Genomic DNA, 19,248 nt, shown 5'->3' with positions numbered 1-19,248 from the left:
CGATCCCCCCTCTTACCAGATGCTCCGTTGCAGGAACTTGCGGCTTAACGCGTTGCCGATGACGATCAGGACGAAGCCGACCGCCGAATTGAACAGCCCGACCGCCGTGCTGAAGCTGTAATCCTGCTGCCCCAGCCCCATGCGGTATACGTAAGTGCCGATGACGTCCCCGTTGTCGTAGACGAGCGGATTGTACATCGTCAGAATTTGTTCCGTCCCCGCTTCGAGCAGGCTGCCGATCCGCAGAATAAACATGAGCACAATCGTCGGCATGATGCCCGGGAGCGTAATCGAGAACATCTGCCGGATGCGCCCCGCACCGTCGATCGAGGCGGCTTCGTACTGCTCCTGGTCGATGCCCGCCACCGCGGCGATGAAGACGATCGCATTCCAGCCGACCTCCTTCCATCCGGCCGTGAAGACGACGACGCTGCGGAAGAACCGATTGTCGGTCAGGAAGGAGATCGGATGTCCGCCGAGGGCGACGATAACTTCATTGACGAGCCCTCCGGTCGGCGACAGAATCGTGACGAACAAGCCGGAGATGATGACCCAGGACAGGAAGTGGGGCAAGTAGATAACCGTCTGGATCGTCCGTTTGAAAAACATTCTGCGTACCTCGTTCAAAAGAAGAGCGACGGCGATCGGGACGGGGAACAGCAGAACGATCTTGTACAGGCTGATGAGCAGCGTGTTGATCAGCACCCGGAAGAAGTCGTCCGAATGCAGGAGCTTCTCGAACTGGCTCATGCCGACCCACTCGCTGCCCGAGATGCCGGTAAAGATGTTGAAGTCCTGGAACGCAATCAGGATGCCGTACATCGGGGTATACTTGAACAGCAGCAGGAAGATCAGCCCTGGAAGCAGCAGCAGGTACATGTCGAGATTGCCGCGAATGAGCTTCCAGCGCCCGCTCTTGCCTCTTGCGCCGATGCTGCCGCTGTCCGCGGCGGCGATGGTTTGCAATGTTCTCACCTTCTTGTGCTTCGTTGTGTCTTCATTGTAAGGAACCGGAGCACAACGCTGTAGCAGGCAATCCTTCGATTTCTGGTGCAAAACGAACATGTTGCTCCATTCGAACCAAAAAGAACCGCCGGGAAGCTCTCCCCGGCGGTTCTCCGCAATGCTATTCGCCCCCCCTTGTCCGGGGACCTTGCGATTTTATATGATTTTTAGCATACACCCGACAATTCTAGCCGCAAAATTCTCCATATATGCTATTTTTCACACAGAATCGCCCAAACCGCCCGTTATCGAGCCGCGCCAATGCGGTTTTTCACATAAAACTCCGCTGATGAGGCCGCGCGCCATTCGTTCCCGATAATCCCGCCAGACGCCGCGCAGATGCGCATAATCGGCTTCGTCGAACGGTTCGCCGGAAGCGGCGATGCCCCGAATATAATAAGTTACCGGAATGCCGAGCAGCGGCTGGGCTTGCACGTAATTCCTCCACATGCGCTTGTCGGCCATCAGATCGTTGTCGGGATCGATCAGCCAATCCGAGTTGCACAGGCGGGCGATCTCCGCCCGGTTGCGCATGATGGCGAGCACGTCGGGAGACTCGCCGTCCAGGTCGTTAAGCCGGAGCACATCCGCAATATCCGCGAAGTAAGGATTGGCCGTATGCGCAATCAGCATGGCGTCCGGCTTGGCGGCCTTCATCGCCGAATAGATCGCCTGAATGTAATCGCGCAGCAATTCAACGCCCCAGGAGGCACCGGCGGTGCGAACGAGCGAGTCGCGGCCGTCGCTCAGCCGGGGATAGCTGTGTTCGGGATCGCTCTGGTTCAACAGCGCCCAACTGGTCGACAAATAATTGCGGAAGCCTCTTCGTTCGGAAGCGAGATTTTGCGTAAAATCGATCTTCAAGCCATCGGCGTTCAAGCATCCGGGAGCATCGTCCACCATGCGGCGGATCTGCTCCGCCACAATCTCCCGATATCGCTCCGACGTCGGGTCCGCCGCGACGACTCGTCCATCCAGCGTCATGCAAGCCTCGACGGGCAACCCTTCCGCCAGCAAGGGCGAATACCAGAGCAGCACCCGGCGCCCGCGCCGATGCTGCTCGTCGATAAACGCGCGCATACCGCTCCACTTGAGCGGATCGGGAGCGGCCAGCGCATCCTGCGCGGCCCACTTGTAATCGATAATTATCGTCCCGGGATGGATGCCGTGCGCCTCCATATGCGCGACATAGGAACGGTACTTCTCCTCTGTCGCGTATTCTCCGACATTCAGAAAGTGTCCGTTCTCCGTGCCGTTATGATCGCCGCGGTAATCGTATCGCTGCTGCCCCCAGCCGCAGAACATCGGTTCCACCCACCAGGACGGTTGCGAATGTCCGGAACCCGCTTCGCCGGACTTCGCAAGCCTCATGCGGTCGGCCAGCGCCCGAACGTATTCGCCGACCGCCTCGTTGCCGCCCGCAGCGGGCCGGAAGCCGAAGCGAAGCTCGGGGGTGCGGAACCCCGTCTCCCCGACCAAGGTGTGCCCCTCGTAATCGAGCCGGAACGAGAATTCGCCGCCGGGCGATACGACGTAATCGAAGCCGAGAAACCGGAAGGCGCCCGGTTCGGCCAAGATGCCGCAGCTTGTCCAGCGGTCGCCCTGCCGCAGCGCATAACAGAAGGGGGGCGGACTCAGCCATTGCTGACAGTTCAGCGAATCCGGCTCGTCCGGCCTGCGGAAGACGAACCCGGTCGACCAATCGAAGCGGGGCGCGTAATAGCCGGCGAAGCCCGGCCTCCCCCCGCGCCAGCGCGGAGCATCGCCCTCTCCGGAAGCGGCCTCTCTGTCCCCCGGCCCGGCAGCCATCCAATCGGCGGCGCAATAATAGACGTCGTCGATTCGCTTGCCGGCGCCGGACACCTCGACGCGATAGCATACGGAATCGGCGCCGAAGGCGAAGACGTACGTCTTGCTCGCCCAGATCCCGCCGCCGTCCGCCGCGAACGTCAGCGACAGCCCCCCGCCGCTCCGCTGCTCGCGAATGAGCCGAATCGCTCCCTCGTCGGCTAAATCCGGCTCCTCCAACGCATGAATGCGAGACTGCATCGGCAAGCACACGATCGGCGCAACACCGTCAACATCGCCGCCGCGACCGCCCCCTTCCGACAGCCCGGCATACAAGCTCCATTGCTGCGCGGCCAGATCGAATCGCACCTCATAGCACGCTGCCGTCACCGTGAGCTTCTTCGGCTTCTTCGCGTCGTCCATGCGGAGAATGACGTCCCCCTTTTCCATACGAGCCCCCCTCCCGATTAAGCCTTGATCGCACCGGACGTGAGACCTTGGACGAAGAACTTCATCGTGAAGCTGAACAGCACCATCAGCGGGACGGAAGCGAGCGACATCGCCGAGAACACCTGACCGTACAGGATCTGCTGCTGATCCATGAACCGGTACAGGCCGACCGTCAGCGTCATCTTCTGTTGATCCGGCAGGACGAGCAGCGGCCAGAAGAAGTCATTCCACGTATTCAGAACGGTAACGAGCCCCATCGACAGAATGATCGGAAGCGCGAAGGGAATGACGAGGCTGATAAAGCAACGGAATTCGCTGCCGCCGTCGATCTTGATGCTCTCGAACAGCTCCTTCGGGATGCCCTCGAAGAACGTTCGCATGACGAATATCGTCACTAGTTGCCCGCTTGCAATATAAGGAAGAATCGCCGCCCAGGGCGTGTTGATCAATCCCAGGTTTTTGACCAGGACGAATTGCGGAATGATCGTCAGGACGCCGGGAATCATCAGGAACAGCAGCAGCGTAAAGAACAGCGCGTCCTTGCCGTAGAACCGGAATCGAGCGAAGGCATAGGCGGACAGAGAAGAGACGACCAGCACGCCGATCGCGCTAATGGCGGAAATAACGCCCGAGTTCGACATGTACGTCTTGATCTTGTTCAAGGAGCTTCCGTAGTATTGGAATTGCGGATCGAGCGGAAGGCCGAAGAAGTTGCTCTGCAGCTCCGCATTGGTCTTCACGGACGAGATCAGCATAAAGTAAAGCGGATACAGCGTGCAGAAGGCGAAAAACAGCAGCAGCGCCACGTTGACGGATCGAGACCATGCTTTGGTTCTCATAAGCTGCCTCCTAAGTCCGCGACTTCATAAAGCGCAGGTTGAGTACGGTGAACAGAGCGATGATCAGGAACAGGGTGACGCCGGCGGCCGAGCCGATTCCGAGCTTGCCGTAATTAAACGCATTGTTGAACAGGAACAGCCCCGGCACGGTCGTGTCGTAACCCGGACCGCCCTTGGTCAGGATGTACTGATCGCCGTACTGCTGAATGCCGCCGATGAGCACAAGAATGGTCGTCAGCTTGAGCTGCGGCAGAATGAGCGGCAGATCGATCCGCCAGAAGACGGTCCACCCGCTCGCCCCGTCCATCCGGGCCGACTCGCGAACCGATTCGTCGAGCGATTGGAAGCCCGCCAGATAGATAAGGAAGCCGATCCCGCTGATCCACGGGAAGCCCTTCATGAGGAGCGAGCCGATCGCGGTCGTCTGGCTTGCGCCGAGCCACACCTTCTGCCAGCTCTCCAGGCCGAGCTGACCCAGCAGCATGTTCAGCATGCCGTTCGTCGGCTCGTAGAAGAACAGCCAGAACAGCGTGGAGACCATGCCGGGAATGACCATCGGGATAATGAAGGCGACTTTGATAAACCCGGCGAACCGGCTGGTGCCGAGCAGATAAATCAAGTAGCCCGCGAGCACCGAGATCCCTTGCAGGATAACGAGTTGCCATCCGAGGAAGATCGCCAATACCCGGAACGAATCGATAAACACATCATTGTTGAAAATCTCCCTGTAGTTGGAGAGGCCCACGAATTCCGGATGGTAGTAGTTGCGCAGGTTCCAGTCCAGAAACGAGATGCGGATCGCCTCGAAGGTCGGATACACCAGGAAGAGGCCGACAAACAAAAAGGTGGGCAGCAGGCAGAGGTACGCCGCCCTGGACTCCATGAGGCGCAACGGCTTCATCGCTTTCACTTCCGTTCGATCAACGCTTCGACGCCCCATTCCGGGTTCGCTTTGATCGCGGCGTCCGCGTACTTCTCCAGCGTCTTGGTAATATCTCCGATGAACGCGTCGGCCGTCAGCTTATTGTCCAGGTATTGCTGCTGGGCCTTGAAGAAGGCGTCGGACTGTTCGGGCTCGAACTTGAACGCGTTGAACGACACTTGCTTCTCGGTGCCGAACGTGTCGATGATCGGCTGGACTTGCTCCGGCGCCTGAATGCCCTTGACGACGGGAATCAGGAACAGCTCGTCGGTCATCATCTTCGCGCCGCCGTTCGGGTCCGTCCAGAAGCGCAGCCAATCGAGCGCCGCCTGCAGCTTGCCGTCCTTCTCCGCCTTGGCCGTTATGGCCACGTAGGCTTCTCCGCCCATGATATAGTTGTATCGCTCCTCGCCGCCGAGCTGCGAATACGTCTTGTCCAGATAAGGAATCGGCGCGATGCCGTAATCGACCGTCAGGTTGTTCTGCAGAGCCTGATTCGGGTACCAGCTTCCGTTCAGCGCCATCGCCGACTTGCCGTCGTTGAACAAGCTCTCGAATTCCCAGCTTGCCGTGTTGAAGCCTTCGTTGAAGTATGGCGACAGGTCCTTGAGGACTCGCGCATATTCCTTCAGCTCGGGCGAGTCCTTCGTCACCATGCCCTTCTTGACCGCCAGCGCCCACTCGTCCGTCCCGACATAACCGTCCTGGTTGATGACGTCCAGTTGCTCCAGCTTCGGCTTCCACAGGTAGCCCCAGAGGTCGGTAGCCAGCCAGCCCAGATTCCAGTCCATCGAGTTCTGGATACTGAAGCCGACATAGCCGGCGTCTTCGGCCTTCTTCGCGACCTCAAGCAGCTCCGTGATCGTCTTGGGCGGCTCGGCTGCGCCGATCTCGTTGAAGATCGTCTTGTTGTAATACAGATTGACCGTCGTCAATTGAATCGGAATGCCGTACAGCTTCTCGGGCGGGGTCTTGTCCGTGGCGGATTCGAGCACCCCGTCGACGAACGAGTCTCGCCAGGCGGCATTCGTGAATCGGCTTGCTTCGTCCATATGCGGATACAGGTTCACGATCCAGCCGTTCTTGAACCAGGAAGACTTGTCCGATGGCCCGCCCATGATGATGTCCGCTTCGGTTCCCGCGATAAACTGCGCATCCAGGTATTTATCGAATTCGGCGGCGGGCACGTACTGAAGCTTGACGGTGTGGCCGGTCTTCTCCTTGAACGCCTCCGCCATCTTCTCGTAGGCGGGCCAGGAGAATTCCCCCTGGGAATAAACCATCGTCAGCGTCTGCGGCTCCGCGTCGGGCGAAGCGCTTCCCTCCTGGGAGGCGGACGTTCCGGCGCTCGACGGCGACGGGCTGACGCCGCTCGTTTGGTTATTGTTCGCGGAATTGGAGCAGGCGGACATCGTAAGTGACAGGCAGATCGCGGACAGCAGAATAAAGGATTGTCGCTTCAATTTGGGTATCCCCTTTGCGTATGTTGTTGGGCTCCTCTTAACTATAGAGAGCGGGTTTTGGACTAACAATAAGGCGGAATCTAGATTTCATTTGCGTTTTTTGGAGGTTGTCGGCGGCGGGGCGAAGGCGGTTCGACAGGCAAGGAAACCGTACGCCAGCCGTATATAGCGACACGACAGCCATGCGAAAAAAGCCCGCAAAGCGAACTTGTTCGCGGGCTTCTCTCGTCTTATTCGGTGAAGCTGGGAGGAGATAATCGCAGTCTTGTCTATCGGTCTCTCTTCCAAAATGTTTTAAATGTATTTAATTGTAATTAATTACATAATGATCTATACCCCGGGAATGTCATCTATTACTCCGAAAAGGGTGTCTTATCCCTGCTGTTCAGGTGTCATTTTCCAGAAATTAGGACACTGATTCAAGGGGATAAGGCACCCATCTGCGAGAAGGGATATGGACCGGATCAGTAGGCGCGGCAATTATACAGGGTGGGGGTATGTATGGAGGGGGCTCCACTCGTCTATCTCCCCTCCTCATCCCTCCTCATCCCGTCGTTATCTCGAATCGTTCTGCTCGTCCGTCGGCCCCGGCTTGCGCAGCTCGAAGAGACGCGCTTGGCGGCGCAGCGGCAGCCGAACGCGAAGGCGGCCGTTAACGGAATCGTAGCCAAACTCGGCTTGCCTGTCGGGCGCGGCGGGATAAATCTGTCTGACCTCGGCAGTGCAACCGGCCCAGCCGCGCACGGGAAGCGTCGCCGTCTCCTCCTCGCCGTCCAGCCGCCACACGGCCAGCACAATTCGGTCGCCCTGCATGTTCGCGAGGCCGACGCTGTTCCAGTTGTCGGTGTCGGCTACCGCGCGGAACCCGAGCGGCCAGATCGGATGCGAGCTGCGAATATGCGCCCGTTCGGCCTTGTAGAGAGCGACCGCTTCCTTGATGAGCGCGGCGTTGCATTCGTCCGCCTTGTCCACGCGGCCCGACAGGTACAGGTTGCCGCACAAGCCGTTGACCATATTGAAGATCGTCTGTTCGCCGTCCGCCATCTCCTGCCGATAATCGGCATCGTCGAGCCTCTCCGGCCGATCCCGATGCTCGACGAGCAGAGGATACGGGTACGCCCAGATCCCGTTCTGCTCCGGCAGGACGGCCGCCAGCATGCCGCCGAGGATCGACGGGTACTTCGCATAATGCTCCTGGTCGCTGGAGCTGACCAGATGGACATGGGACAGCAGGCCGTAATCGGCGCGCATGCCGCCCGAAGCGCAGCCTTCAATGATCAGACCGGGATGCTTCGCCCTTGCCTCGTCGAGGAAGGAATAGACGGCCCGCGCATGGCGGATCAGGCCGTCGGCGGCCGAGGCCCCCAGCGTATCGTCTCCGCAGCCGACGCAGCCGTTGTAGTCGTTCTTAATAAAGCCGACGCCCATCGCGACCAGCCGGTCGATCGCTTCATGCAGATACAGCCTCACCTCGGGATGAGTGAAGTTCATAAACCAGCGTTCTCCGCCGCCGACTCTGCTGCCGTTGCGCCGCAGGAACCATTCATCCGGCTTCGCTGCCAGAGCCGCCTGCTCCCCGCATACCTCCAGCTCGAGCCAGACGCCGGGGATCATCCCCGCCGCGCGAATGCGCCGCACCATGCCCGGCAGCCCTTCGCTGCCGAAGCGCGTCCCGTCCGGCTGCCAGTCGCCGAGCGAGGAGCCCCAGTACGAGCCGGGCGCGGCGAACCAGCCGGCGTCGATGCAGAACACCTCCAGCCCGAGCTCGGCCGCCCGACGGATAAGGGGCAGCAGCTTGTCCGGCGAAGGATCGGCCCACAGGCAGTTCATGTAGTCGTTGAACACGGCAGGGAATTCCTCCTGCCACGCCTGACGAGGCTTCAGGCGGGTGCGCCGGTAGATCGTCAATTCGCGCACGGCGTCCTCGATGCCGCCCGTGCAGCAGCCGATCGCCGCCGGAATCGTCGTGAAGCTCTCTTGCGGCTGCAAGGTTCGCGTCCAGCCGCCGAACCCTTCGCTCGCTCCGTCGATCTGCAGGTACAGGCTGTCGTCTCCCTTAGCCGCGCTCGCGCCCTCATGCCGGTTGCCGAGCTCGATATGCCAGTGGGACGAGGTCTCCGCCTGCGCGTACCAGACCGTCCCCGTCTGCGTATCCTCGACGACGACCATCGGCAGGAAGCGGCCGGTGCTCCAACTGCCCCGCGATTCCCAATGCGCGGCATGGGACAGCGAATAGGGCGACGTGCGGTACAGGCCGAGACGGTCCGCATCCTCGCAGAGCCATTGCCCTTCGCCGCTCCAGGCTTGCCGCCCGTAGTGCACCTTGATCCGGCCCGGCATGGCCCAGTCGCCCAAGCCCCCGAGGCCGATGCCCTGCAGGATCAGCGAGGACAAGTGCGTCAGCACGACGGCCCGATCCCCGTCGTTGCACACCGTTGTCGTCTGCCGGATAACCGCTGCGCCGGGGATAAACTCCATATCCGCGACGAAGCGAAGCTTCAGCCCTTCATGCCGGTAGTGCAGCCGCAGGCCGCTGTCCGTCGGCTCGATCTCCGACACGACAAGCTGCTCCGCGAGCAGGGAGTGCCCCGAAGCAAGCCCCGGGTGCACGCCGTGCGGCACGCCTGCCGCGGCGGCCTGCACGACGGCGGCAGCGGCATACCTCCTCTCCGGGGGTGCGGGCAGCTCCCGAGGCTGGAACATATCCTGCCTCAGCTTGCCGCCTTCCCGCACGAACCCGAGTCTCATCTTCTCATGAATCCATTCCAGACGTTCCATGGCCGCGCTCCTTATTGTCCCGTTGCATAGTCGATCACCTTAACCGAGTTCAAGAAGCCCCAGGTGTAGGCGACCGCGTGAATATCGATTCTCAGATAGAGGGTCGTCTGTCCCGCCGCTGCGCTCGTCAGATCGAGCGTGCGGATCGTATCGTAGCTGCCGGAGGCCGAAGTCGGCAGGCTGCCGACCAGAGCCATGTCGCTTGTGCTTGTACCCGCATAGAAGCGGATGTCCGCGATCTGAGTCTCGCTGATGTACAGCGTTCGGCCGCTGAATTGCAGCTCGAGCTTCTTGAACCCGTCCGTATCCGTGCTGTCCAGCTTGAAGAGGACATAGCCGTCCAGCTTGCCTCCCGCTCCGTCAGGCGTGCCGGTCAGCCCCATATTCGGCAGGCTCTCGTGCAGCAGCTCGTTCTGCAGTTGGACAACCTCGTAGGCACCAATGTCTCCCGCCGTTATCTCCCCTGCCGGCAACCCCTGGAAGTCCTCGTCCACCAGCGCGATCGGCTGGGCGACGAGCACGTTGAACGTCTGGACGAGCACGGTGTCCTTAAACGCAGCCTGGACCGTAATGACCGCGCTGCCGAAGCCGACGGCCGTCAGCAAGCCGCTCGCGGATACCGTCGCGACTGCATCGTCGCTGCTCGAATAGGTCGCGCTGTACAGCGACGGATCAAGCTCGTCATCAAGCTCGTTGTAGGCCGCGATCCCCACTTGGTAAGCATCGCCCGTCCCCATCGTCCGGTCGTCGGTGGACAGCTCGATTCGATCCAGCGTCTGGGCCTCCACCGTTACGGCAAGGCTGTTGGAGGCGACGACGGTCCCGTTGACCGATACGTAGGCGCGAATCGTCCCCGATCCCGGCTGGATCGCCCGCACGCCTGCGGAAGAGCGGACAAACAGACTGTCGTTGTCCCACGTATAGACGACCTTGGCCTCTTCCAGATTGACGGCATCCCCGTTGTCGTAGGTGGCGCTCAGCGACAGCGGCACGTCCTGCCCTTCGTACACGACGCCGTTATCCAGTGCGAGAGCGGCCGCGTCGAGCCGGCGCGCCCCCGCCTGCCACCTCGTCACCTTCACGCTGTTCAGCGAAGCCCAGGTGTCGGAGGTGTTCGTCGCCATCACGACCCGCACATACAAGGTACTCGTATTCAGGCTCCCGGCGTCCAGCTTAATATCGCGAAGCTGGCTGTAGTTGTTGTTGTCCGAGTTGTCGGCGATCTCCCCGACCTTCTGCCAGGTGCCGTCGGCGCCGCTGGCGCTGATCTCCCACTCGACCGTCGATCCCAGTATCGCGCGCCCGCTGTACTGGATCGCCGCCAGCGTGAACGGCTCGGCGCTCTCGAACTTCCACACGACGATACCCGGCTGATTAATATCGTTCGGCCTCAATACGCGGTCCTGGATATTCGAATCCAGGCGCGTCTCGATGACGTTCTGCACCGCATAGGCCCGATTGCGCCACGTCTCGCTGCCGTCCTCGAAGCTCTCGTTCAGCAGCGTGTCGTACGTCTCCGAGATCTCCAGCAGGCGCTTCTCCCTGCCCGAGGCGACATACGGACTGTAGCGCACCGTCACTTGGTCTCCGACCTCGAAGCCCCAGTCGTCAAGGTTCGCCGTAAACAAGCTGACTCCCGTCGCCTTGGGGGATTTGAACTGGCTGTCTTGCCCCAGCTCGAAGCGATAATCGCGATTGTCCCCGTCGCGCAATTCCATATACGCATTGCGCAGCTCGCCCTCGACCTGAACCGGCTCGATGGCGGTAATGGTGCCGTACACGGTGCCGTAGTAAGCCTTGATTCCGGCAATCTCGTTATCGCCGTTCATTGTCAGCACGAGCCGATCGCCGTATTCGAGCAGCTCGACCGGAACCGCCAGCAGCTCCTGATCCGGAGCGCCCTCCGGCCCTCTGAGGATCGTCGCTCCGCTCGCGAGCTTCAGCCCGACGGCAGTTGCATACTCGCCGATGTCCGGGTCCTGGGACTGAATCGAGAGCGAATCCGCCGCAGCCGATACGCCGTACAGCCTGGCCTCGAACTCGGCAGGGTACAGCTTGACCGCCTCTCCCGGAACGGCCAGCTCGAACGCGACCTGCCCGCCCGATGCGGCTACCGCGCCGGGGTCCCCGGCCTGAGCAGGCACCAGCTCATATTGGCCGCCGCCGAGATCGACCGCGCGATAATGGGAGGCTGCCGCCGAGGTGAGCGTCACCGTGACGTCGGTCGCGGCATCCGCCGCAAGCCCGATCCGGACGGAATCGCCGACCGCGTACAGCGTGACTCGCACCATCGCGTCCGGACCGGTCGTGCTTACCGCCACCGGATAATCTCCCAGCGTCCCGTAGCCCTTGACCACGAACTTGGCGGGCAGCAGCTCGGACATGGCGGCGAGCAGCGCACGGTACGCGCTTCCGTAATAGCCCTTGTCATATTGCTCCTTGATCGTCTGATAGACGGCGGTCTGCCCCGCCTGCCCGACGTACTTCTGCAGCAAGCGTTCGATATCGGCCCGATACGTCACCCACAGATTCCTCTCCCGGAACTGCTTCAGCGTATATTGGTAACCGCTTGTCTGACCGCTCGGACCGCCTAGTGCCGCCGAGATCTTGACGCCGGACAAGGCTACCCAGTTGTCCAGGCTGGCGACGCTCGGCGAATACAGCCGGATTCGCACATAGGCGACATCGCTGTCCGGGTCGATCTGGTCCCTGGCCTCCACGTGCGCCGTCGACCGGAAGCCGTACACGGTGCCCGCGAGCGACAAGTCGCCCAGCGTCGCTCCCGCCCACACCTCGATCTTGCAGCCGCTGCACAGGTAGTGCAGGTTGCGGCCCGACAGATCGACGAGCACGCCGTCCGTCAAGGGAACGCCCTGATTGTCCACCTTGAAGGTCAGATACCCGCCGTTCGCATCCGCCGTGTCCGCGCTTGCGACATACTGCTCGAGCAGCAGGCTGCGCTTGACCTGATCCGCTTCGACCAGCGTCGAGGACAGCGCCAGCGACTCCTCGTCGGCCAAATCATAATCGACCATCACTTTCCCATAGGAGGGAGTCTCATAGAGCGCATCCATCTCTCCGTCGGACGAGCGGATCATGCTGTCGTCGCCGCCGTAGAAGTTGTAGATGTTCGCATAGTCGGCCCCGAAGGCATACGCCTGAGGCAAGAAGTCGAAGCTCTGCATCGCGCTGCGCTCCGCATTGACGTCCGCGAACTTGCCGCGGGCGGCAATGTAGCTCAAGTACCGTTCGTCGAGCTGGTCGTCCCACTCCCCGCCGTAACGAATGTCCTCGACCATGTGCGACTCCCACAGGGCTTGCGTCTCCTCCAGCGACGGGAACTTGGCATAGGGGAAAATATGCGTGTAAGCGTTCTCGATCAGTTGGCTGTCGGGGTACGTCACCTGACCGTTGTCCACAACAATCGCATTGTAGCCGTAGCCATCCGCCATCGCCTGGGCCGTGTCGGCGATATAGTTGTTCATGTTGCGGGCCAGCCATCTGAGCTCCAGGACGGACAACCCGTCGGTCGGGTCCAGCGTCAGTCCGTCCGCCGCCGCCGCAGCGATCACTTCCGGGCCGAAGTCTCCCGCACCCTGAGGAGACCGGTTAAAGGCAAAGTACGGCCAGTACCAAGGCTCGTTCTCGGTGAAGACGACAATCGGAGGCAGTTCCTCGCCTTCCGCCTTCATCTCTCCGGTTCGCTGCGACAAGTACGACGTTACGCTGCGGATCTTCTCCTCGCGGACTTCATTGTAGTGAGCGTTGTTCATCGTCAGCCAGGGCGTGTTGCCATATACATTGGGCGTTGTCAGCTTCCAGTTCCCCCGGCCGTCGGTGTCGAGCGGATCGTATACAACCTGCTGATACGGCAGATCGCGCCAGTAGCCGCCCAGCCCGTCCGGTCCCGCCGGCGTGCCATCCCACCAGGCGTCGACGCTCAGATGGATCGCCAGGCCCGAATCGGCGGACAGCCGGATGAGATAATCCAAGCGGCGCTTCATCTCCTCGCTGCTCCAATGCATGTACAGAATATCGAAGACTACCGATATCCGATACATCTCGTAGTCGGCATAGGTCGCCTTGAGCCCGTTCAGCAGCGCAAGATCGGCAGCGTAGTCGTTCCAACTGATGTTCGGCTTAAACAGTCCGACGGTCATCGGCCGGTAGATTTGCTCCTCCTCCAGCAGGTCGGCGAAGTCGCTGTACGCCCACACTCTGGCGAAGTGAACCCTCGTCGCGGTCTCGTTGCGCAGCGTCAGCGTAACCGAGGTCGCATTGCCCACAACGGCGGCGTCCAGCTCGACAAAGAGGTGGTTCGGTCCCGCAGACGCCTCGCGGTACGTCCGGAAGTAAACCTCTTGCCCGTTCGCCAGCACGGTATATGCGAACGCCTCCGGATTGCGCTGATGAATCTCCTCGAGCTCCACGGTTGCCGGTTCATTCGGCTTCAAGCCGTGAAGCGTGAAGGCGATGGTCGAGCCGACGCCTTCCATATACCGAACGTCGTACGAATTGTGAAGCTCCCCGACGTTCGCCTCGACGACGGCCGTGCCGCCGCTGCCGGTCGCGACCAGGTCGGCGAGGTCTTCCTCGTTCTCCTGTCCGAACTGGAGCATAGATACTTTGGCGACGAGCGGGTCCGGTTCGGACGGGGACTCGGGCGAAGCTCCGTTCCCGCTGACGTTGCCCGACGACGACGCGACCGTTCCCTTCCCGGCATCGGAAGTCCGGAATTCAACATCCTTCGCGCCGTTATCCAGCTTGCCGATCCGGGTCGCCTCGTCCTGCGAGACGACGCTGCCGGCGGCGGACGGCATAAGCTGCAGCTTCTCGAGCGTTACAGCCGTCAGCGAGAGCTTCGTCCCCGGCGCCGCCAGCTTCAGAGCGGCCAACTGCGAGTCGCGGACCGCAATGCCGTCCGCCGGACTCCCTTGCACGAGCACCCGGCCGCTCACCGTCACATGGTCGAGCGTCACTTCGCCTTCCCGGATGCCCGGAGCCAGCAGCAGATCGCCTTCAATGACCAGATCGTGCAGGAGGACAGGCGCATGATTCACCACGACGTTGCCCTGCACCGTCGCATCGCTCAGCCCTTCAGTGTCGATCATTCGTTCGACGACATTGTCCAGCAGCTTGACCATCTCGGCTCTTGTCATGCCGGAGCCGGGTTCGAACCGGCCGCCTTCCCGTCCGGACATGTAGCCGCGGCCGACCATCGCCTCGACGTAATCGCTCGCCCACCCGGCGATGCGGCCGCTGTCGCTGAACGAATTCGCCGCAGCGGCGCCGGATTCGACATCGAACGCCAGGGCCACGAGCTTGGCCGCCTCCTCGCGGGTGATCGGCCTCTCGGGCATAAACTGTCCGTTGCCCGTCCCGTTGACCAGCCCGGCCGCGAAGGCGCCGGCCAACGCTTCATAATAGTAGGCCGTGTCCGAGACGTCGCGGAACGGCAGCTCCGCTTGTCCGCCGAAGCGGAACACCCGATCCAGCAGCACGACAAATTCGGCCCGGGTCAGCACTTGATCCGGCTTAAGGCTTCCGTCCGGATAGCCCATGACAATCCCGTATTCCTGCCACCGCCTCAGCTCCTGCTCGGCCCAATGGCCTTCGCTGTCTTCGGTCGGCTGCGCTTGGGGCGTCTGCGCGAACGCACGGTCCGGCGCCCGCAAGCCGCCCCAGCCGGAAGCCAGCATAACGGCGATGCACAATCCGCAGATCCATTTTCTGAACATGGTTAACCCTCCTCGTATCCTGTCGCATATCTCCGTTCACTTGGATTCCGAGCCTTCGTCCGCGCCGGGAATGATCAGCGTCACTGTCGTTCCTCGCATAAACCTGCTCTCAACGCGCACGTCGGCTTGGTCTCCGTAGTAGATTTTCAACCGCCGATATACATTGCCAAGTCCGATGCCCCGCTGAACGGACGCCCCGGTCGGTCGCTGCCCGTCTTCCGGCTTCAGCTTCAGCCTCTCTCGCAGCCGTTCCAGCTCAGGCACTCGCATGCCTGTCCCGTTGTCCGCGATGGCGATGACCAGCCTGCCCTCCTCCAGCCGCGACGAGATGCTCAGCTCGCCGCCGGACGCATACTCGGAGAGTCCGTGATTGATCGCGTTCTCCACGATCGGCTGCAGGATCAGCTTCAGCACGGCGAACGACAGGGAGGCCGGATCGATGTCCCACTTCACCGCGAACCGATCCTTGAAGCGATTCTCCTGAACGGTGATGTAATACTTCGTATACTCGATCTCCGTCTCCAGAGGAACGCCCTGCTCGGGGCCGGAACGGATCGAATAGCGGAACAGCTTGGCCAGCGACCCGATCATCTTGTTGACCGCTTCGCCATTATTGCGCTGCGCCTCCATATTGATGGATTCCAGCGTGTTGTATAAGAAGTGGGGATTGATCTGCTGCTGCAGCATGCTCATCTCCGCCTGCGTCTTCAGCTCGTTCAATTCCTTCTCCCGAAGCTTGCTGCGGTAATCCTCCTCGACAAGCTGGTTGATCTTCTCAACCATCCGATTGTAATGCTGGGCCAGCAGGCTCACTTCGTCTCGCGCGCCGCTGCCGGCCGCGAGCGGAACCCGATGCTCGTTGATTCGCTCCATCGCCTCCTGCAGAAGCCCGATCGGCCGCACGAGCCAGCGCGACAAGGTCAAGGCCACCAGGAAGCAGAGCAGCGCCACCGACGCGACGACCCAGAGCAGCTCCCGATTCCTGTCGTGCCAGGCGTCGAACGAGAACTTCACCGTCACGCTCCAGTCGAACTTCGGCACATTCTCCGTCAGAACAAGCGAGATGTCCCGTCCGGCGGACGCCGGCGCATGGCCGCTCAGCAGGTCGCGCTCCTCGTACCCCTGGCTCTGGAACATCAATTGCCCCTGCCCGTCTTCAATCCGGAAGGCCGCGCCTCCCAGCCGTTCGACCGCCTGGAACGCATCGGGCTTCAGCACGAGCTGCAAGTAGCCAAGAGGGGTCCCGCGCTCGTCCCGGCCTCCCCGATAAATCTGCTTGATCAGTTGTCCCGCGAGATGGTTGTAGACGTCCGGGGCTTCCGGAAGCCAGGCGATCGCCGGGCTCTCCTCCCCTTCCCCTTGGGGCTCCAGATAGAAGAGCGACAGGTTGTTGGAGAAGATCGTCGAGTACCGAGCGCTCCCGTTCATGTCGTACAGAATAAAATAGGCGAATTCCTCGGATTCGGGGTAGATCGCCCCGGATCGGCCGTTGGCCGCGGCCCCGGATGCCGCTTGGAAGCTCCCCGAAGGCAGCGTCAAATAAGCGCTCAGCATGTCGTTGGCCGCCAGCGCATGGGCCGCCCCTTCGAACACTTCCGCCTGCTTCGACACCGTCCAGCCCATCTGTCCGGAGAGAGCCTCGGCGGTTCGCTTCCATTCCTGCCTGGCGTAATGATTCTGAAGCGCGGAATACAGGACGACCATCGTCAGCAGCGGCACAAGCACCGTCGCCAGGAACAGCAGAACGAGCTTCGTTCTGATCGAGGTCGCCGCAAGCAGCTTGTCGGCCTGCTTGTCCGAGGAGCGCCTCCATGAATACGTGCTCAGCGGCAGCGCGCCGCCCTGGCTGCGAATGAAGCGGGACAGCTTGTGCAGCGGAGACAGGATGCTCTTCGCCAGCATCATGGAGAGAATCAGACTTCCCGACAGCAGCAGGACGAACGCGGCCCCGATCGTCGCTATCGTGCGGCTGAAGCCGCCGGACCAGCCCGCCTTGCCTTCCGTCCATACGAGAACGACCCCGTAGGGAGCCAGCTTCTTGATGTAATGAACCTGTCCCTTATCCCCGGACATTCGGGTCCACGACGTTTGCCCATCCGGCAGATCGGGCTGCCCGCTGAAGTCCAGAGGGACAAGGCTGGCGCCCCAAGTGCCGATCCCTTGATCCGTATAGATCGACAGGTGCCGGCTGTCCTCCTCCTCATCTTCCATCAGGAACTCGCGGGGAAAATCGTCTCCGAGCACCATCAGACTGAGCGTATAATCGTTAATGCCGTTGTTGATGATCCATTTCCCTTCGAGCGCGTGCACGAATTCGCTTGCGCGTTGAAGCTGAAGGTCGCTTACGTATGTCCATTTGCGGCGCATCTGCCGTTGAAGCTCGCCTTCCTGGATGTAGACGGGGAAGCCGATTCCTTTGGCCGTCAGCGCTTCCATAATGCCGGTCCCGTTCAAATCCTCGATCCAGGGCAGCTCCTCGGCAAGCGGCGACGGCTGGTCGAAGGCTCGGGCATAATTCAGTTGCTTGCTGTCTTCGCCAAGAATGTACAAGCTCTGAATCAGCTCCGGCTTCATATACAGGCGGCTGATCTTGTCGTTCAGCTCCCACATCGCCTCCTGGCCTTCGGCCGACGTTCCCAGACCGAGAAACTCCGAAGAGTAAGCGGTGTATTCCTCCGACTTGATATGCGCGGAGAACGCATTGGCCTGCTTAAGCACCGACATGGCGTTGTATTCCAACTGGCTGAGCAGATGGCTCTGGCGATAATACTCCGCTTCATTGCGGATCTTGTTCATGTTGACGTATCCGTAGATGCCGAACAGAACAAGGGCGGACAAGAGCAGCAGAAGCGAGCTGGCCACGATCCGCTTGCGGTGCGTCATGCTGTTCACGTGCGGCTCGCCTCTTCCTCGATGAAGTTCGCCATCGTATATTTGTTGCGATATTCCAGCGGCGTAAGCTGACGGTACTTCTTGAATACGATGGAGAAGTGCTGGGCGTTGTGATAGCCGACCCGTTCGGCAACCTCATAAATCTTGAAGGCCGGGTCCCGCAGCAGCAGCTCCGCCTCGGCCATGCGGCACGCCGTCAAATACTGCAAATAATTTTCTCCGGTCACCTCCTTAAACAGGAAGCTCAAGTAAGCGTTGTTGACATGCAGGTGGCGGGCGATCTGCTTCAGCGAGATCGGCTCCCGGAAGTGCTCCTGCACATATCGTTTGGCGCTCGCGACGATTCTTCTGCCCGTCTCCCAATCGCCGGGCGACTCGGCATCATTCGCCTTGGCTTCCGAAGCCTCCGCCGGCTCGTCCGCTTCGGCGTTATCGCCTCCCTCCTGCTCATAGAAGACAAGGCTCTCCTCCCCGTCCGCACGGCGAAGCGCCAGATCCGCCTGCTCCCTGGACAGCGAGATGTCTGCCAAGCGCGCTGCCGGTTCGCCCAGAGCGATCGACATCGTTGTTCGGAACAAGCCGCCGAACCGATACAGATTCTCTCTGACCGACGAGGCCCGCTTCGCCAACTCCCCCGCTTCGCTCATCCCGACAAGATAGCAGCAGCCCGTCTCCGACTCGACGAGATAGCTGTCCAGCCCCTCGCTTTGCCGGAGCTCGGACAACGCGTTCTCCAACGCAAACAGAATGAGCTCCCAGTCTTTAATGGAATAATCCTGTCTCCGTCTGCCGTCGAGTCCGATCACCGCCACAGTGTAAGCGCTTGCATTCGGAGCGAGATAAGCCTGCCCGCAGCCGGCCTCTATCTCCTCTTGAGAGAGAGGCATGCACAGCAGCTTGTGCAGGAACTGAATTCGCATCAATGCCGAGGCTTGCTGCAGCTTGCGCTGAACGATTCGCTCGTTGTCCGCCTCGCGGCGCTCCTCATTCAGCATGGACACCAGCGGGGAGAACGCCTTGATCAAGTCCTCCTTCGCAGAGGGCTTGAGCAGATAATCCGATACGCCGCAGCGAAGCGAGGACCGCACCAGCTCGAAGTCGCTGTATCCGGTCAGAATAACGATTCTCGTCGACGGATAACGGCTCTTGATCTTCTCGGCCAGCTCCAGCCCGTCCATCCACGGCATCCGTATGTCCGCGAGCAGAAGATCCGCCGGCTCTTCCTCGAAGCTTCGCAGCACCTCCAAGCCGTTCTCGCAAGTGCCCGCCAATTCTATCCCGAGCGTGTCCCACTCGAACCCGGCAAGCCCTTCTCTGATATTCGCCTCATCGTCGACAATGACCAGCTTGTGCTTCTTCATGCAGGATGTCCT

Annotated in this window: 9 protein-coding genes; all 9 read right to left on the bottom strand. The window is 61.0% G+C overall.

What is annotated here, in order from left to right; genetic code table 11:
• Window positions 1-12 precede the first annotated feature (12 nt).
• The gene (locus E6C55_RS18690) at window positions 13-879 is read right to left on the bottom strand and encodes an ABC transporter permease (protein ID WP_136371372.1); all 867 of its coding nucleotides are present in this window, start codon (window positions 877-879) and stop codon (window positions 13-15) included.
• Between the two features lie 345 nt (window positions 880-1,224).
• The gene (locus E6C55_RS18685; RefSeq protein WP_136371335.1) at window positions 1,225-3,243 is read right to left on the bottom strand and encodes an alpha-amylase family protein; all 2,019 of its coding nucleotides are present in this window, start codon (window positions 3,241-3,243) and stop codon (window positions 1,225-1,227) included.
• A gap of 17 nt (window positions 3,244-3,260) precedes the next feature.
• Window positions 3,261-4,082, bottom strand: coding sequence for a carbohydrate ABC transporter permease (locus E6C55_RS18680; protein ID WP_136371334.1), 822 nt, complete (start codon window positions 4,080-4,082; stop codon window positions 3,261-3,263).
• Between the two features lie 10 nt (window positions 4,083-4,092).
• Window positions 4,093-4,983 (bottom strand): carbohydrate ABC transporter permease, encoded by an 891-nt coding sequence (locus E6C55_RS18675; protein WP_168735739.1) that lies wholly within the window; start codon window positions 4,981-4,983, stop codon window positions 4,093-4,095.
• A 5-nt stretch (window positions 4,984-4,988) separates the two neighbouring features.
• Window positions 4,989-6,467: an ABC transporter substrate-binding protein gene (locus E6C55_RS18670; protein WP_136371332.1), complete on the bottom strand. Its 1,479-nt coding sequence runs from the start codon at window positions 6,465-6,467 to the stop codon at window positions 4,989-4,991.
• A gap of 555 nt (window positions 6,468-7,022) precedes the next feature.
• Window positions 7,023-9,245, bottom strand: coding sequence for a glycoside hydrolase family 36 protein (locus E6C55_RS18665; protein WP_136371331.1), 2,223 nt, complete (start codon window positions 9,243-9,245; stop codon window positions 7,023-7,025).
• A gap of 11 nt (window positions 9,246-9,256) precedes the next feature.
• Window positions 9,257-14,983 (bottom strand): S-layer homology domain-containing protein, encoded by a 5,727-nt coding sequence (locus E6C55_RS18660; RefSeq protein ID WP_136371330.1) that lies wholly within the window; start codon window positions 14,981-14,983, stop codon window positions 9,257-9,259.
• 36 nt (window positions 14,984-15,019) lie between these two features.
• Window positions 15,020-17,866 (bottom strand): sensor histidine kinase, encoded by a 2,847-nt coding sequence (locus E6C55_RS18655; protein ID WP_230986752.1) that lies wholly within the window; start codon window positions 17,864-17,866, stop codon window positions 15,020-15,022.
• 5 nt (window positions 17,867-17,871) lie between these two features.
• Window positions 17,872-19,236, bottom strand: a complete 1,365-nt coding sequence (locus E6C55_RS18650) for a response regulator (protein ID WP_136371328.1) — start codon at window positions 19,234-19,236, stop codon at window positions 17,872-17,874.
• Window positions 19,237-19,248: the final 12 nt, after the last annotated feature.

Origin of the sequence: Cohnella fermenti (genome assembly GCF_004801405.1) — a bacterium.
Lineage (GTDB): Bacteria > Bacillota > Bacilli > Paenibacillales > Paenibacillaceae > Cohnella > Cohnella fermenti.
This window is presented reverse-complemented; position numbering and strand designations above follow the sequence as displayed.

Coding starts and splice junctions, on each gene's coding strand:
- E6C55_RS18690 (WP_136371372.1), bottom strand. CDS start 879: ATGTACCTGCTGCTGCTTCCAGGGCTGATCTTCCTGCTGCTGTTCAAG.
- E6C55_RS18680 (WP_136371334.1), bottom strand. CDS start 4,082: ATGAGAACCAAAGCATGGTCTCGATCCGTCAACGTGGCGCTGCTGCTG.
- E6C55_RS18660 (WP_136371330.1), bottom strand. CDS start 14,983: ATGTTCAGAAAATGGATCTGCGGATTGTGCATCGCCGTTATGCTGGCT.
- E6C55_RS18675 (WP_168735739.1), bottom strand. CDS start 4,983: ATGAAGCCGTTGCGCCTCATGGAGTCCAGGGCGGCGTACCTCTGCCTG.
- E6C55_RS18685 (WP_136371335.1), bottom strand. CDS start 3,243: ATGGAAAAGGGGGACGTCATTCTCCGCATGGACGACGCGAAGAAGCCG.
- E6C55_RS18655 (WP_230986752.1), bottom strand. CDS start 17,866: ATGACGCACCGCAAGCGGATCGTGGCCAGCTCGCTTCTGCTGCTCTTG.
- E6C55_RS18650 (WP_136371328.1), bottom strand. CDS start 19,236: ATGAAGAAGCACAAGCTGGTCATTGTCGACGATGAGGCGAATATCAGA.
- E6C55_RS18665 (WP_136371331.1), bottom strand. CDS start 9,245: ATGGAACGTCTGGAATGGATTCATGAGAAGATGAGACTCGGGTTCGTG.